The organism is Brucella daejeonensis (genome assembly GCF_014199265.1).
GTDB classification, from domain to species: domain Bacteria; phylum Pseudomonadota; class Alphaproteobacteria; order Rhizobiales; family Rhizobiaceae; genus Brucella; species Brucella daejeonensis.
The window spans coordinates 1-16,782 of the sequence record NZ_JACIJG010000020.1 but is presented as its reverse complement, the minus strand read 5'-3'; the positions used below and the strand labels follow the sequence as shown (position 1 = coordinate 16,782).

The following is a 16,782-nucleotide window of genomic DNA, read 5'->3' as shown; positions in this document are numbered from 1 at the left end:
CCGCCGGTTTTTCCGCCCCTTTCGTTTTGGGCAACCGGGCCTGCTGCTGCTTCTGGCCATGCTCTTCGCCGTGCCCGCACAGGCGGGAGAATTGCAGAAATATCTGCCCAAGGTGGACGTGCATGCGCTCTTCGAAGGGGCGAACAGCATCGGTGCGCCGCAGGGCGAACCACCCATCGCACCTGTAAAAAAGGGCGATGAGCTTCTGGGCTATGTCTATCTGAATTCCGATTTCACCAGTTCCATCGGTTATTCCGGCAAGCCGATCCACATTGTTGTCGGCATCGACCCCAAGGGCGTCATTCGCGGAATCAAGCTGGTGGATCACAAGGAACCGATCGTGCTGATCGGCATTCCCGAACCCAAGGTCGTCGCGGCGCTGAATTCGCTGGTCAACAGCGATATGAGCGCAGTCGCCGCAGGCGATGCGAAACCGCCGCAGGTAGAGATCGTCAGCGGAGCGACCGTTACCGTTCTGGTGATGGGCGACAGCGTGGTGCGCTCGGCTGTCGGGCTTATTCGCAGCGGACGGCTCGGCAATGCGCCGGTGGCAAATGTCGCCGCCGATGCGCCGCGCGCCCTCAATATGGATCTGCGCGAGAAGAAGGACTGGCAGACGCTGATCGGCGACGGATCGGTACGCAGCCTGAAACTGTCTGTCGGAGAGGTTACGCAGGCGTTCCGCGATGCAAAACACGATGCTGCCGCCGATAATCCGGAAACCGTCAATCCCGAAGACGAATTTATCCAGCTTTATCTCGCTCCCGTTTCCGTGCCCTCCATCGGCATAAGCCTGCTTGGCGAGGACGCTTTCGCCCGTTTGCAAAAGCAGCTGAAGCCCGGCCGGTCGGCCATTCTTGTAGCGGGCGATGGCGCCTATTCCTTCAAGGGATCGGGCTATGTGCGCGGCGGCATTTTCGACCGCATCGAATTGATGCAGGATGGACAGGGCGTGCGTTTCCGCGACAAGAACCACACCCGCATCGGCGACATCATGGCCGAGGGTGCGCCGCGCCTGCGTGAGATCGCGCTGTTTCAGGTTCCCGACGGTTTCGCCTTCGACGTGACCAGGCCGTGGGACTTGCAGCTTCTCGTGCAGCGCGCCTTTGGCGCACGCGACAAGGCCAATGTGAGTTATGACGTCGGCTATAATCTGCCCGAACCCTATATGCTCAAGAAGCCGGAACCCGCACCCGCACAGCCTGCAAGCGCAGTCGACGCGCCGCGCCAGCCGCAGCCGGTAGGCGAAGCGACCGCTGCCGACATATTGGGAGAAAACAGCCCGCTCTGGGTAAAAATGTGGGAGATGAACCGTGTCAATGTGGTCATCGCGGGGCTGGCGATCCTCGTCCTTGTCGGCATCTTCTTCTTCCAGAACAGCCTCGTCAGGCATCCGCGTGTCTTCGTCTGGGTACGGCGCAGCTATCTCCTGTTCATTCTGTTGTGGCTCGGTTTCTACAACAATGCGCAATTGTCGGTGGTCAATGTCCTGACCTTCACCAATTCGCTGATTACCGGCTTCAACTGGGAGTTCTTCCTCACTTCGCCGCTGATCTTCATCCTGTGGGCATCGGTGGCGGCGGGCCTTCTGTTCTGGGGCCGTGGACCGTTCTGCGGCTGGCTGTGCCCGTTCGGCGCCTTGCAGGAACTCACCAACAATCTCGCCAAGTGGCTGAAAGTGCCGCAAGTCACCCTGCCATGGGGCCTGCACGAACGCCTGTGGCCGATCAAATACATGATCTTCCTCGGTCTGTTTGGCCTGTCGCTCTATTCGGTGGCGCTGGCGGAGGTTTTTTCGGAAGTCGAGCCGTTCAAGACCTCGATCATCCTCAAATTCGCGCGCGAATGGCCGTTCGTGATCTATGCGCTGACACTGCTTGCGGCGGGTCTGTTCATCGAGCGCTTCTATTGCCGCTACATGTGCCCGCTGGGCGCGGCGCTGGCCATTCCCGGACGCATCCGCATGTTCGAATGGCTGAAGCGCTGGTCCGAATGCGGATCGCCCTGCCAGCGCTGCGCCAAGGAATGCCCCGTTGAGGCAATCCACCCCGAAGGCCAGATCAATGTCAATGAGTGCATCTACTGCATGCATTGCCAGGAGCTTTATCACGACGACCAGCGCTGCCCGCACATGATTCAGGTGCGCGTGAAGCGCGAAAAATTCGCCGCCCGCAATGCGCCGCTTGCAGCCGCCACCGAGCGGGGTGGTGGCCCAGCCAGGCCCGTCATCTCAGTCAAGGGGAAGCCGGTCGAACTCCCTGTCAATACCGGCCCCACTGCCTGATTTATCAAAGGAGAGAACCATGTCTGACGAAATCAGTAAAACGCAGATCAGTCGAAGAAAATTGCTCGGAAGTTCGGCCTTTGTGGCGGCGGCTGGCGCAAGCGGTCTTGGCGGCGCCCTTCTTGCCGGATCGAGCGAGCCGACGCTTGCGGCTGCGGCAAAAGGGGAAGCGCACAGCGCCGAAGTGAAGCCGGGCGAACTCGACGAATATTACGTCTTCTTTTCCAGCGGCCAATCGGGCGAAGTGCGTATTGTCGGCCTGCCCTCCATGCGCGAACTGATGCGCATTCCGGTCTTCAATCGCGACAGCGCAACCGGCTGGGGCCAGACCAATGAAAGCCGGAAGGTGCTGACCGAGGGCCTGCTGCCGCAGGATCGCGAACTCCTGAAGGATCAGGGCGGCATCTTCCTCAACGGCGATCTGCACCATCCGCATCCCTCCTTTACGGACGGCACCTATGACGGTCGTTATCTCTACGCCAACGACAAGGCCAATACGCGCGTCTGCCGTATCCGTCTCGATGTGATGAAATGCGACAAGATCATCCAGCTGCCGAACCAGCATACAGTTCATGGTCTGCGCGTGCAGAAATATCCCAAGACCGGTTATGTCTTCTGTAACGGTGAAGATCGCGTGCCGATCCCCAATGACGGCAGCAACCTGACGGATCACAAGCAGTATCACGCCATTTTCAGCGCCGTGGACGGCGAGACGATGAAGGTCGCCTGGCAAATCATGGTCGATGGCAATCTCGACAATGTGGACTGCGACTATCAGGGCAAATATGCCTTCGCCACCTGCTACAATTCGGAGGAAGGGTCGACGCTCGCCGAAATGATGTCGAGCGAGCAGGACTGGATCGTCGTCTTCAACCTGAAGCGTATCGAGGAAGCGGTCGCCAAGGGAGAGTTCAAGGAAATGGGCGGCGTGCCGGTCATCGATGGTCGCCACGGCTCCAAATTCACGCGCTACATCCCCGTGCCCAACAGCCCGCACGGCATCAATACCGCGCCGGACGGCATTCATGTGGTCGTCAACGGCAAATTGTCGCCGACCGTTACGGTGTTCGACGTGCGCAAGTTCGACGATCTTTTCGACGACAAGATCAAGCCGCGCGATGCGGTGGTCGCCGAGCCGGAACTGGGGCTTGGACCGTTGCATACAGCCTATGACGGCAAGGGCAACGCCTATACGACGCTGTTCATCGACAGTCAGGTCTGCAAGTGGAACATCGAAGACGCCAAGCGCGCTTTCAAGGGCGAGAAGGTCGATCCGATCCGCCAGAAGCTCGATGTGCATTATCAGCCGGGCCATAACCACACCTCCATGGGCCAGACCAAGGAAGCGGACGGCAAATGGCTGATCTCGCTCAACAAGTTCTCCAAGGACCGCTATCTCAATGTCGGGCCGCTCAAACCGGAGAACGATCAGCTCATCGACATTTCCGGCGACAAGATGGAGATCGTTCATGATGGACCGAGCTTTGCCGAACCGCATGATGCAACAATCGTTCACCGGTCCAAGATCAATCCCGTCAATTTCTGGAGTCGTGAGGATCCATTCTTTGCCGACGCCGTTGCTCAGGCAAAGGCCGACGGTCTTGACCTGACGGAAGCCAATGAGGTGATCCGCGACGGCAACAAGGTGCGTGTCTATATGACATCCTCCGCCCCGGCCTTCGGCCTCACCGACTTCACCGTCCAGCAGGGCGACGAAGTAACGGTCTATGTCACCAATATCGATGAGATCGAAGACCTGACCCATGGTTTCGCCATCATCAATTACGGCGTCAACATGGAAGTAGGACCACAGGCAACGGCATCCGTCACCTTCACGGCCTCGAAGCCCGGCGTGTGGTGGTATTACTGCTCATGGTTCTGCCATGCCATGCACATGGAAATGAAGGGCCGGATGCTCGTGGAACCGAAGAAGGCCTGAATGCCATGATGCTCTTCCGTCTCTCGCTGTCTCTGTGTGCCAGTGTCGTATCTGTGCTTGCATTTTCCAATGCAGTGCCAGCAAGGCAGATCGACGTGGCTGTCGGAGACAGCGTGCAGGCGGTTGTTGCACAAGCGGAGCCGGGCGATGTCGTCCGGCTCCTGAAGGGCAAGCACGATGGCGCGGTCACTGTCGATCGCGCCATCGAACTCGAAGGCGAACCGGGCGCAGTTCTGGACGGGCTGGGTTCCGGTAACGCCATCACGGTCGATGCGCCGGGTGCAATCGTGCGCGGACTGGAAGTGCGCGGATCGGGCGATAACATGCCCGATCTCCATTCCGGCATTTTTGTCTCCAAGACGGCGACCGGCGCGCGTATCGAGAACAACCGGCTGGTGGACAATCTTTACGGCATCTATCTGCATGGCGCGGCGGATTCGGTTGCCAGCGGCAACACGATCATCGGGCGGCGCGGTGTGCGCATGGCCCAGACCGGCAGCGGCGTGTCGATCTGGAATGCGCCTGGTGCCGAAGTGATCGGCAATACGATACGCTACGGGCGCGACGGCATCTATACCAATGCCAGCCGCAAGAATGTCTTCAAGAACAACGTGATGGAGGATCTGCGCTTCGCAGTCCATTACATGTACACCGATGACAGTTCGGTGATCGGCAATATTTCGCGCAACAATTCTGTCGGTTTCGCGATCATGTATACCAAGCGGCTGAAAATATTGGACAATCTGTCCGAGGGCGACCGCGACCACGGCCTTCTGCTCAATTATGCCAATAATTCCGCCATTTCCGGCAACCGTGTGATCGGTCGGATGCAGCCCATCGACCGCTGGCTTGATGCAGGCGTGCAGACGGGCGAGCATGGCATGCCCGCGAGTGACCAGACGGAAGCAGTAGCGGGAGAAACTGCGCGGCTCGGCCCGGAAAAATGCGTCTTCATCTACAATGCCAACAAGAACACATTCACCGGAAACAGTTTTAAGAATTGCAGCATCGGCATCCATTTCACCGCGGGTTCCGAAGGCAATGCCATGAGCGGCAACGCCTTCATCAACAACCGCAATCAGGTGAAATATGTGGGCACGCGCAATCTCGACTGGTCGGTCGGAGGACGCGGCAATTACTGGAGCGACAATCCGGCCTTCGATCTGAACGGCGACGGCATCGCGGACAGCCCTTACCGGCCCAACGATCTCATCGACCGGGTGTTGTGGACTGCGCCGCAGGCAAAAATCCTTATCAATAGCCCGGCTGTCGAAACGATCCGCTGGGCGCAGACACAGTTCCCCGCACTTCTTCCCGGCGGGGTCGTGGACAGCCATCCCCTTATGAAGCCCCCTGCCCTGTCGCTGGCCCGAGCAGAGGACAAGGAAAGCAAACAAAATGACTGAGACTGTCATTCTCGACCGGGTCACCAAGTCCTATGGCGGCTTCAACGCCATCAGCGAGGCGAGTTTCAAGCTCCATGGCGGTGAAAACATCGCGCTGGTCGGTCACAACGGGGCCGGAAAAACTACGATGATCAAGCTCATGCTCGGCCTGATCCGCCCGACGAACGGCCAGGTGCGCGTGCTGGGCGAAGACCCGGCATCGGGTGCTTTCGCGGCTCGGCTGCGGCTTGGCTACCTGCCGGAACACGTCTCTTTCAACATGGCGCTGACGGGAGCCGAAACGCTCAGGTTTTATGCGCGTCTGAAACAGGTTCCGCTCAAACAGACGGGAGAGCTTCTGGAGCGCGTCGGACTGGCTGAGGCTGCGCGTCGCCGGGTCGGCACCTATTCCAAGGGGATGCGCCAGCGACTTGGGCTGGCGCAAGCCCTGCTCGGAAAACCGTCGGTGCTGCTTCTAGACGAGCCGACGACCGGCCTCGACCCGGCGCTCCGCCAGAGTTTTTACGATATTCTGGAGCATTTGCGGCAGGACGGCGCGACGATCCTCATGTCGTCGCACGCGCTGACCGAGCTGGAAACCAAGGTCGGGCGCGTCATCATCGCCAATAAAGGCCGGGTGATCGCCGACGGTTCCATCGATGCGCTGCGTCGGATTTCGCAATTACCGCTGCGGATTCGCGTGCAGACCCATGACGTGTCACGTCTGCCTGCGGGGAGCGAAAACACCGCTCTTCGCTGGCATCGTCTCGGCCCCGATCTCTTTGAAACCGAAGCCCCGGCGGACGGCAAGATGGCGCTCGTGCGCGACATCGTGGCCATGAACGACAATCTTTCGGAACTCGACATCATCCCGCCGACACTCGACGAACTTTATGCCCATTTCCTCAATGCGGGCGATGCGGCGCAACAGGAGGCGGCGGAATGAATAATATCGCCATTATCGCGGCCAAGGAAATTCAGGAAGGCCTGCGCAATCGCTGGGTTTTGGCAACCACGCTGCTGCTGGCCGCGCTGGCGCTCAGCATGACGTTTCTTGGCAGCGCGCCGACCGGCAGTTCCATCGGCGCAAGCAGGCTTGACATCGTGATCGTCAGTCTTTCCAGCCTTACCATTTTCCTCATCCCGCTCATCGCGCTTCTGATCTCGCACGACGCAATTGTCGGCGAAATGGAGCGGGGCACCATGCTCCTGCTGCTAAGCTATCCGCTGAGCCGCACGCAGATGGTGCTCGGCAAGTTTCTCGGCCAGCTTGCCATTCTGGCCTTTGCAACCCTGTTCGGCTATGGCGCAGCGGCCCTCGCACTGATCGCCACCGGAGCGGGCGTGGATGCGGGAAGCTGGCTGTCGCTTCTCAAGCTGATCGGCTCGTCGATCCTGCTCGGTGCGGTGTTCATCGCCATCGGCTTTCTCGCCAGCACGCTGGTGCGCGAGCGCAGCACGGCGGCGGGCGTGGCCATCGGCGTCTGGCTGTTCTTTGTCCTGATCTACGATGCGGCCCTGCTGGCGCTGCTGGTCTTCGATCAGGGCCGGATGATTGGCACACACGTGCTGAACGGCTTTCTGCTGTTCAATCCGGCGGATTCCTATCGTCTTCTCAATTTCGGCACCGGTCAGGCCGGTGCACTCACCGGCATGGGCGGCGTGGCGGGCAATGCAACGCTTGGAACCCTCAGCCTCACGCTGGCGCTCGGCCTCTGGACCCTGCTGCCGCTTTCGCTTTCCATGCTGGTCTTTTCGAGGAAAGAACTATGAAGAAGTCCTGGCTTGTCGCCTCCGCGTTTCTCGTGGCCGTTCTGGCTGGCTGCTCGCAGGAGAAGAAGGTTGAGACAATTGCGCCTTTCGCGCTGACCGAAACGGCAATGGGGCGCTATTGCGGCATGAACGTTCTGGAGCATCCCGGCCCCAAGGGACAGATCATTCTCGCACCCGCCAATGAAGCGGTCTGGTTTTCGTCGGCGCGTGACACGCTCGCCTTCACCATGCTGCCGGAAGAACCGAAGACTATCGCCGCCATCTATGTTTCCGACATGGGCAAGGCGCCAAGCTGGGAAGAACCGGGGGCGGAAAACTGGGTCGATGCGCGCAAGGCGTTTTTCGTGATCGAAAGCGCCGTGCTTGGCGGTATGGGCGCAAAGGAAGCCGTTCCGTTCTCGACGCAGGAAGCCGCTGAACGGTTCGTTGCCGACAAGGGTGGGCGTATCGTGAATTTCAAGGATATGCCGGAAGATTATGTGCTGGGCGATCAGGGCGTTCCACAAACGGGTTCCGTCGCCGAAAACCATTGAGGAAACCGCCATGCCTGTCAATCGACGTCTTGTGCTTGCCGGTGGCATCGCAGCCGCGGCGTTTTATGGCGCTCCGCGTCTTGCTTCGGCCTTGACGGCTCCCGACCCCGTAACATGGCGCGGGCAGGCAATGGGCGCACCAGCCAGAATTATCGTCTATCACCCGGACTGGAAGACCGCGGAACGATTGATCCGCGAGAGCGTCCGAGAAGCGGGGCGGCTTGAGGATATTTTTACGCTCTATCGTCCCGATAGCGAGCTTTCCCGACTGAACCGGGCTGGCGCTCTGGCATCGCCTTCGCCGGAACTGGTCGAGCTATTGAGCATCTGCCGCACATGCTGGCAATTGAGCGACGGCCTGTTCGACCCGACGGTGCAACCGCTCTGGGAATGCCTGAAGAGCCATTTCTCCAAGCCGAATCCCGACCCGAGCGGGCCTTCGCGGGAGGAATGGAACAAGGCGCTGGCGCAGGTCGGCTTCGGCCATGTCCTGTTCGATGCAAGCCGCATCGCCTTTGCAAGACCGGCCATGGCGCTGACGCTCAACGGTATTGCTCAAGGGTTTGTCACCGACCGGGTCACGGCTCTGCTCAAGGCGGGCGGCGTGAAACATGCGCTGGTGGATATGGGAGAATACCGGGCCATCGGCACCGGGCCGGACGGCAGGCCATGGCGCATCGGCATTGCCGATCTGGAAGCCGGTTCCAGCCCGGAAGAATTTATCGACATTGAAGATCGGGGGCTTGCGACATCGAGCTTCGAGGGCTTTCAGTTCGAGGAAAGCGGTCGATTCAATCATCTTCTCAATCCGAAGACCGGCTATTCCGCATCACTCTATGAGCGGGTGACGGTGGTCGCGCCGAGCACCGCGATGGCGGATGCGCTTGCCACGGCTTTCAGCCTCATGGGGCCGAAACAGATAGCGAGCAGTTTGAAAAAACGGACCGGAATTTCAGCCCATATCAAACATCGGAACGGCAAGAACCTTCATTTGCCGGCCTGAACGTTGGTCGGGGCCAGCAGACCTTCCGTCTTTTCCTGATTGCCAAGCCCGACCTGACGGACAAGTTGTGCAATCTCCGCCAATTGCGACGACAGGGGGTTCGTCTTGCGCCACACCATGCCGATGGTCCGCACCGGGTGCGGCGGGCCAAGACGCGACATGCATATTCTTGCCGAGCGCGTCTCCATATCAAGGGCCATTTGTGGAACGAGCGTCACGCCGATGCCAGCGCCCACCATCTGGACGAGGGTGGAAAGCGAACTCCCCTCCATGAATTCACGCGGCGGCGCGGCGGCGATATTGCAGAACGACAGCGCCTGATCGCGGAAACAGTGCCCTTCCTCCAGCAAAAGCAGCTTCATCTCATGCAGCTTGTCGGCACTGGGAACAGGCTTGTCAGCATCTTCCAGCGGCCGGATCAGGACAAACTCCTCGTCAAAGAGTGGAATTTCCGTCAAGGCAGGTTCGGAAACAGGCAGGGCGACAATCGCCGCGTCGAGACGCGCTTCCAGAAGATCGTGGATCAGCTTTTGCGTGATCGCTTCCTTCGGCCGGGGTTCCAGACCGGGATAGGTCACGTTCAGCGTCTTGATGATTTCGGGCAATAGATAAGGCGCAACCGTCGGGATGATACCGAGGCGAAGCTTTCCCGTGAACGCCCCTTGCGTGGCGCGCGCCAGTTCCTCCAATTCATCGACCGAACGCAGAATGCCGCGAACGCGTTCCGCAAATGCCTCGCCCAGACTCGTCAGGCGGATTTGCCTGCCGCCCCGCTCCACCAGAGGAGCGCCAATCAGTTCCTCCAGCTCTCTTATCTGCACCGACAGCGCCGGCTGGGAAATCGAACACGCCTCCGCCGCACGCCCAAAATGACCGATTCCGGCAAGCGCATCGAAATAGCGCAGATGTTTCATCGATAATCCTATCATAAGATAATCATATCGCAGCCTTTAGAATATACAATTGGAAATTATCGATAGCTTCGTTATCCTGTCACTATTGCCATGTAACATGGCGGGAACAGCCGCCTTGTCGCAACATGCATTTTACTTTCAACCAATCACTTTATCAGCGAAGCTATTTGAAGAAGACTACCGGAGAAAAATCATGGACGTAAAGACGAAACAGGCCGGGAAATGTCCGGTCATGCATGGCGGCAACACCGCTCTTGGCAATTCCGTGATGGAATGGTGGCCCAATGCACTCAATCTCGACATTCTGCACCAGCACGATACCAAGACCAATCCGCTGGGCAAGGATTTCAATTACAGGGAAGAGCTCAAGAAGCTCGATGTGGAAGCGCTCAAGGCCGATTTGCGCGCCCTGATGACCGACAGCCAGCCATGGTGGCCAGCGGACTGGGGCAGCTATGTCGGCATGATGGCCCGCGTCAGCTGGCACGCCGCCGGTTCCTACCGCAACACCGACGGACGTGGCGGCACCGGCACCGGCAACCAGCGTTTTGCGCCGCTCAATTCCTGGCCGGATAACGTCAACACCGACAAGGGCCGTCGCCTGCTGTGGCCGATCAAGAAGAAATACGGCAATCGCATTTCCTGGGCCGACCTCATCGCGCTCGCGGGCACCATCGCCTATGACGTTGCGGGCCTGAAGACCTTCGGCTTCGCCTTTGGCCGCGAAGACATCTGGGCCCCGGAAAAGGACACCTATTGGGGCGAGGAAAAAGAATGGCTTGCGCCGAGCGATGGCCGCTATGGCGATGTGAGCAAGCCGGAAACGCTGGAAAACCCGCTCGCCGCCGTGCAGATGGGCCTGATCTATGTCAACCCGGAAGGCGTCAACGGCAAGTCCGATCCGATGGCCACCGCCGCGCAGATCCGCGAAACCTTCGCCCGCATGGGCATGAACGATGAGGAAACCGTCGCGCTGACCGCTGGCGGCCACACCATCGGCAAGAGCCACGGCAATGGCAGCGCGGCCGATCTCAGCCCAGATCCGGAAGCCGCAGGCCCGGAATATCAGGGGCTTGGCTGGATGAACACCAAGGGCCGCGGCATTGGCCGTGACACGGTTGTGTCGGGCATCGAAGGCGCATGGACGACCGAGCCGACCAAATGGGACAACGGCTTCTTCGAAATGCTGTTCAATCACGAATGGACACTGAGCCACAGCCCGGCAGGCGCCTCGCAATGGGTGCCGATCACCATTGCCGACAAGGACAAGCCGGTCGACGTGGAAGACGCGTCGATCCGCCTCCTGCCCATCATGACCGATGCGGACATGGCAATGAAGGTGGACCCGATCTACCGCGAAATTTCGCTCCGCTTCAAGGATGATTTCGAGGCATTTTCCGACGCGTTTGCGCGCGCATGGTTCAAGCTGACCCATCGCGACATGGGACCGAAATCGCGTTATTTCGGCCCGGATGCCCCGACCGAAGACCTCATCTGGCAAGACCCGGTCCCGGCTGGAAGCACCGGCTATGACGTCAAGGCCCTGAAGGCCAGGATCGCGGCATCGGGCCTTTCCGTGTCGGATATGGTTTCCACCGCCTGGGACAGCGCGCGCACCTTCCGCGGCTCAGATTATCGCGGCGGCGCAAACGGCGCACGCATCCGTCTTGCCCCGCAGAAGGACTGGGAAGGCAACGAACCGGCACGTCTGGCGCGGGTTCTCTCCGTGCTCGAACCGATTGCGGCGGCATCCGGCGCAAGCCTTGCCGACACGATTGTGCTGGCTGGCAATTACGGTGTGGAACAGGCCGCCAAGGCCGCAGGTTTCGATATCGAAGTGCCTTTCGCACCGGGTCGTGGCGATGCGACAGCCGAGCAGACCGACGTGGAAGGCTTCGCGCCGCTGGAGCCGCTTGCCGACGGCTTCCGCAACTGGATGAAGAAGGACTATGTCGTCTCAGCCGAGGAAATGCTGCTCGACCGCGCCCAGTTGATGCGCATCACCGCGCCTGAAATGACGGCGCTGATCGGCGGCATGCGCGTGATCGGCACCAATCATGGCGATACGGCGCATGGCGTCTTCACGGACCGCAAGGGGGCGCTGACCACCGACTTCTTCGTCACGCTCACCGACATGGCCTATTCGTGGGTACCGACCGCCAATGGTCTTTACGAAATCCGCGACCGCGCAACCGGAGCCGTCAAGTTCACCGCCACCCGCGTCGATCTGGTTTTCGGCTCCAACTCCATCCTTCGTGCCTATGCGGAAGTCTACGCCCAGGACGACAGCAAGGAAAAATTCGTGAAGGATTTTGTCGCCGCCTGGACGAAGGTCATGAACGCCGACCGCTACGATCTGGCGTAAACGCAATAAAGCCCCGGTGAAATCGGGGCTTTGAAGAGACAAGCGGCGGAGCCTTGATGGCTCCGCCGTTTTTTTTGCGTCGGGGCAAATCGCGGCACCGAAGCAAACGGTTGTATTTCAGCATTTTATAATAAAATAATCGAAACTTTCCAGTAATATTGTTGCAATACAAATTGAACACCGAATTCCGTGCAGATTGACATAATATGCCATTGGCATATCGATTTCACCGCTTTGAAGGAAGCGAGGCATGTTTACCTTTACTGTCAATGGGAAAGACTTCAGCGTTGATGTCCCGGAAGATATGCCGCTTCTGTGGGTGCTGCGCGATCATCTCAGTCTTGTCGGCACCAAATACGGTTGCGGTGTTGCGCAGTGTGGCGCCTGCACCGTGCATGTGGACGGCGCGCCGGTGCGCTCTTGCCAGTTGACGATTGGCGATATTGGCGACCGCCAGGTCGTGACCATTGAGGGAATTGGCGATACGCCCAGCGGCGCCGCCGTGCAGCAGGCCTGGATGGAAGCCGACGTTCCGCAATGCGGTTATTGCCAGGCTGGCCAAATCATGTCCGCGACAGCTTTATTGAATACGACCCCTCATCCCGACGATCTCGACATAGACGCCGCCATGGCCGGAAATATCTGCCGCTGCGGAACCTATATTCGCATCCGCCGGGCTATCAAAAGCGCTGCATCCAAATTGGCCTGACCGATGAAGAAAATCGTCGCCGCTATCGTCGTTGTCATCGCAGTTGCCGCAATCGGTCTTGCGGGGTGGTTTTATGCGGACCGCGATCCGATGTCTTTTGCCGGAGGAGCGACGGTCGCGCTGGAGGATTACAAAGGTGGCAATGTCACCGGCGTTCCCCCTGAGCTTGCCGATGCGGACATTGCGAAGCGCGGCGAATATCTCGCCCGTGCGGCGGACTGTCAGGCCTGTCATACGGCTCCGGGTGGCGCTCCCTTCGCAGGCGGTTTCGCTTTCGTCATGCCATTCGGCACGATCTATTCCACCAATATTACCGCCGACAAGGAAACGGGTATCGGCAATTACAGCGACGCCCAGTTTCTGGCCGCGGTGAGGAATGGCGTTCGCGCCGATGGATCGCATCTTTATCCCGCCATGCCTTATACGTCCTACACCTTGATGAGCGATGCCGATGTGCTGGCCATCAAGGCCTATCTTCTGACCCTGACGCCGGTGCACGAGCCAGCGAAGACAAGCCAATTGTCATGGCCGTTCAACCAACGCGGCCTGATGGCGATCTGGAACCTCGTATTCAACCCCGATGAGCGCTTTCGCCCCAATGTTGACCGAAGCGCGGAATGGAATCGCGGTGCCTATCTTGCCGAGGCGCTGGGCCATTGCGGCGACTGCCACACACCGCGCAATATTGCCTTCGCTCTGAACAATTCGAGAAAGTTTGCCGGTGCGATCACTGCGGGCTGGCACGCTTATAACATCACGAGCGATCCGGATTCGGGTCTGGGCCACTGGACCGCTGAAAATCTCGGCGCCTATCTCTCCACCGGCTATGCTGACGGTCATGGCAGTCCGACGGGTCCGATGGGCGAGGCTTATGATAACAGCCTGACCTATCTGTTGCCGCAGGATACCAAGGCACTGGTGACCTATCTGCGCAGCATTCCCGCCCGTTCGAGCGGCTTGCCGCGTCCTGTCACCACGCCCGCGCCGGTATCCTATAAGGAGGGCGTGAAAACAGGAACGTCCGATCGGCGTGGCGAACTGGTCTTCGCCAGCGCCTGTGCGAGTTGTCATAGCTGGACTGGCATAAGCCCGGTCAACAACCATGCGACACTGACGGGTATTCGTGCAGTCAACGATCCCAGCGCCACCAATGTCGCGCAGGCTGTCATCAACGGCGTCAACCGCGAGACGGAAGCAGGCCCTGTCTTCATGCCCGCCTTCGGGCAGGGCTATTCCGACGAAGATATAGCGGCCGTCGCCAATTATGTTACAGCCCGTTTCGGTGCCCAGGGCGCAGGTTTGACGGGTGAGGATATCGCCAGCCTGCGAAAGCAGGCACCCCAGCAATCAAAATCCGACGAGGTGGTGCATAATGACTGATACGCAGTCCGGTTTTGCACAGTCCGATGCTTATCTCTCCGCGCTTATAAGCGAGGTGCGGTCTCGACCGGCCGTCGACTTCTCCCTCAATTCGGGATTTACCACAGGCCGACGGGGTTTCCTCAAGCTGGCGGGCATGGGGGTTGCCGGGCTGGTGCTCGGATTTCATCTTGGTGATACGGCCTTTGCCGAGGAAGCGCAGGACAATACCGAAAATGGCGATGATCGGGCGATAAACGCTTTCATCCGGATTGCGCCTGACAACAGGATCACCATTTTCTCCAAAGCGCCGGAAATCGGTCAGGGCATCAAGACATCCTTTGGTGTGATTATTGCCGAGGAACTCGATGCCGACTGGAACAATGTCGTGGTTGAGCAGGCGCCCATCAAACCTGATGTCTATGGCAATCAGGGGGCTGGCGGCTCGACATCGATCCCGCTTGCCTGGAACCAGTTGCGCCAGGCAGGGGCCGGCGCCAGGGCGATGCTGATTGCCGCGGCAGCCGGACAATGGGGCGTCGATGCATCGCAGATCGTCGCCAGGGAATCGGTTCTGTCCCATGCCGCAAGCGGTAAATCCGCCACCTACGGAGAGTTTGCGGTTGCGGCGTCGCAGATGCCGGTGCCAGATCCCGCGGCGTTGAAGCTGAAAGCCCGCAATGAATATGGCCTCATCGGAAAACGCCATCACGGCGTTGACGATTCCAAGGTCGTCACTGGCCAGCCCCTGTTCGGGATCGATGTCCAGCTTCCCGGGATGGTCTATGCCAATTACACCAAATGTCCGGCGGCAGGCGGGAAGGCGCTATCCTTCAATCGCGACGAGATCACAGCGCAACCCGGTGTGCTCGATGCTTTCATTCTGGAGGGCACGGGTATTCCGGCCGAAGTGATGCCGGGTGTCGCCATCATTGCCAAAGATACATGGAGCGCCTTTCAGGCCAAGAAGAAACTCCGGGTCGATTGGGACCGAAGCGAAGCATCGAAGGATTCGACATCCCGGTTCTCAAGGGATGCCAGAAAGGCCGCGGCGCTATTCCCCAGCCAGGCCGACGATAATGTCGGCGATGTGGATAAGGCATTTGCCGGCGCGGCGAAAACCATCGAGGCCTATTACGAATATCCCTTTGTGGCCCATGCGCCGCTGGAGCCGATGAATACGACTGCGCACTGGCACGACGGAATCATGGAGATGTGGGTTCCGACCCAGCAGCCCGTGCGCGCTTTGCCATTGGTGGCGAAAGTCGCGAACATAGCGCAGGAAAAAATCGTGATGCACCAGACCCGCGTCGGTGGTGCATTCGGGCGGCGGCTGGTCAACGATTATACCTGCGAGGCTGCGGCCATCGCGCGTAAAGTCGACGCTCCGGTCAAGCTGCAATGGAGCCGGGAGGACGATTTCAGCCACGATTTTTTTCGCCCCTCCGGTTATCACCAGTTCAAGGGAGCGGTTGATGAAAATGGCAGGCTCGACGCCTGGCAAGAGCATTTCATCACCTTCACTGCGGACGGAAAGAAGGAAGCTGCGGCCTCGGGGCTTACCGAGAATATCAAATACTCCATCAAGGCGCCGAACCTGCGTCGCGGCACCACGATGTTTCCATTGAGAATTCCGACCGGCGCTTGGCGAGCGCCGGGCGATTGTGTTCAGGTCTTTGCCGCGCAAAGCTTCATGCATGAACTGTCGCTGGCCGCAGACCGTGACCATGTTGAGTTTCTGATCGACGCGGTTAATCGCGACGTCCCCGAGCTGGCGCCCCAACCGGGAGCCAACGGCACGATTGCCAATTTCAGCCCCAGGCGAGCCACGGACGTCATCAGAATGTGTGCCGACAAGGCGGACTGGGGCAAAACGCTGTCGAAGGGGAAAGGCATGGGGCTGGCCTGGTGCTATTCCCACGCGGGCCATGCCGCGCAGGCGGTAGAACTGAGTGTGGACGCCAAAAAGCGGATCAGGATCGATCGTATCGTTGTCGTGCTCGACGTCGGCCCGATCATTGATCTGGCCGGCTCCGAAGCGCAGGCGCAGGGCGCCAGCACGGACGCGCTTTCCACGGCTTTGGGCCTCAAGATCAATATTGAGAACGGTGAGATTGAAGAACAGAACTACAACGCCTATCCGATTTTGCGTATGCCGTTCGCGCCGATGAACATCGATGCCTTCTTCATTCAGTCCGACAACCCGCCGACTGGCATGGGCGAGCCGGCCTTCCCGGCACTGGCGCCGGCACTGGGAAATGCCATTTTCATGGCAACCGGAGAACGTGTCCGCCGTCTGCCGTTGCGCGATCTGGGTTATTCACTGGCGACATAACAAGTCGTCCCGACATTTCGAGCGCTGTCCAAGAATCTGTTGCAATTTTTGCGGCTGTCTCAGGCGAGATGGACGTTAGCTGCCATGACTAGAGCCTTTCAGGTTTTGACGGAAGCGTATCCGGCGCTTTCGAAGTAGTTTGCGCATTCTGCTGGTTCGATGGTTGTGACGAGATGGCCGATG

General features: G+C 59.3%; 12 protein-coding genes. 11 read left to right on the top strand and 1 reads right to left on the bottom strand.

Annotated elements, in window-relative coordinates:
• The first annotated feature begins 58 nt into the window (after nt 1-58).
• The 7 genes from FHS76_RS18715 to FHS76_RS18685 are packed head-to-tail and all read left to right on the top strand — an operon-like array spanning nt 59 to nt 8,917.
• Nucleotides 59-2,284, top strand: coding sequence for a regulatory protein NosR (locus FHS76_RS18715; RefSeq protein WP_210306175.1), 2,226 nt, complete (start codon nt 59-61; stop codon nt 2,282-2,284).
• Nucleotides 2,285-2,303: 19 nt separating this feature from the next.
• Nucleotides 2,304-4,223 carry a TAT-dependent nitrous-oxide reductase gene (gene nosZ, locus FHS76_RS18710; protein WP_183656457.1) on the top strand — a complete coding sequence of 640 codons (1,920 nt, stop codon included), beginning with the start codon at nt 2,304-2,306 and terminating at the stop codon, nt 4,221-4,223.
• A gap of 5 nt (nt 4,224-4,228) precedes the next feature.
• Entirely contained in the window at nt 4,229-5,629 is a 1,401-nt protein-coding gene (locus tag FHS76_RS18705) for a nitrous oxide reductase family maturation protein NosD (protein WP_183656454.1), read from the top strand.
• Nucleotides 5,622-6,554 (top strand): ABC transporter ATP-binding protein, encoded by a 933-nt coding sequence (locus tag FHS76_RS18700; RefSeq protein ID WP_183656451.1) that lies wholly within the window; start codon nt 5,622-5,624, stop codon nt 6,552-6,554. Before FHS76_RS18705 ends, FHS76_RS18700 begins: the two co-directional genes overlap by 8 nt.
• Complete coding sequence (locus FHS76_RS18695) at nt 6,551-7,381, top strand: ABC transporter permease subunit (protein WP_183656448.1); 831 nt, start codon at nt 6,551-6,553, stop codon at nt 7,379-7,381. The genes FHS76_RS18700 and FHS76_RS18695 overlap by 4 nt, the downstream gene beginning before the upstream one ends.
• Complete coding sequence (locus FHS76_RS18690) at nt 7,378-7,914, top strand: nitrous oxide reductase accessory protein NosL (protein ID WP_183656444.1); 537 nt, start codon at nt 7,378-7,380, stop codon at nt 7,912-7,914. The genes FHS76_RS18695 and FHS76_RS18690 overlap by 4 nt, the downstream gene beginning before the upstream one ends.
• A gap of 10 nt (nt 7,915-7,924) precedes the next feature.
• Nucleotides 7,925-8,917, top strand: a complete 993-nt coding sequence (locus tag FHS76_RS18685) for an FAD:protein FMN transferase (RefSeq protein WP_183656441.1) — start codon at nt 7,925-7,927, stop codon at nt 8,915-8,917.
• Here FHS76_RS18685 and FHS76_RS18680 read toward each other — a convergent pair.
• Nucleotides 8,902-9,846, bottom strand: coding sequence for a hydrogen peroxide-inducible genes activator (locus FHS76_RS18680; RefSeq protein WP_183656438.1), 945 nt, complete (start codon nt 9,844-9,846; stop codon nt 8,902-8,904). The two genes, FHS76_RS18685 and FHS76_RS18680, sit on opposite strands and share 16 nt — an antisense overlap.
• A 178-nt stretch (nt 9,847-10,024) precedes the next feature.
• On the opposite strand from FHS76_RS18680, the gene katG reads away from it, so the two are divergent.
• The 4 genes from katG (at nt 10,025) to FHS76_RS18660 (ending at nt 16,599) form a co-directional block, all read left to right on the top strand.
• Nucleotides 10,025-12,196, top strand: coding sequence for a catalase/peroxidase HPI (gene katG, locus FHS76_RS18675; RefSeq protein ID WP_183656435.1), 2,172 nt, complete (start codon nt 10,025-10,027; stop codon nt 12,194-12,196).
• A 250-nt stretch (nt 12,197-12,446) separates the two neighbouring features.
• Nucleotides 12,447-12,905 carry a (2Fe-2S)-binding protein gene (locus tag FHS76_RS18670; RefSeq protein ID WP_183656432.1) on the top strand — a complete coding sequence of 153 codons (459 nt, stop codon included), beginning with the start codon at nt 12,447-12,449 and terminating at the stop codon, nt 12,903-12,905.
• A 3-nt stretch (nt 12,906-12,908) separates the two neighbouring features.
• The gene (locus FHS76_RS18665; RefSeq protein ID WP_183656429.1) at nt 12,909-14,285 is read left to right on the top strand and encodes a cytochrome c; all 1,377 of its coding nucleotides are present in this window, start codon (nt 12,909-12,911) and stop codon (nt 14,283-14,285) included.
• A complete protein-coding gene (locus tag FHS76_RS18660; RefSeq protein WP_183656426.1) occupies nt 14,278-16,599 on the top strand; it encodes a xanthine dehydrogenase family protein molybdopterin-binding subunit in 2,322 nt (773 codons plus the stop codon). Before FHS76_RS18665 ends, FHS76_RS18660 begins: the two co-directional genes overlap by 8 nt.
• Nucleotides 16,600-16,782: the final 183 nt, after the last annotated feature.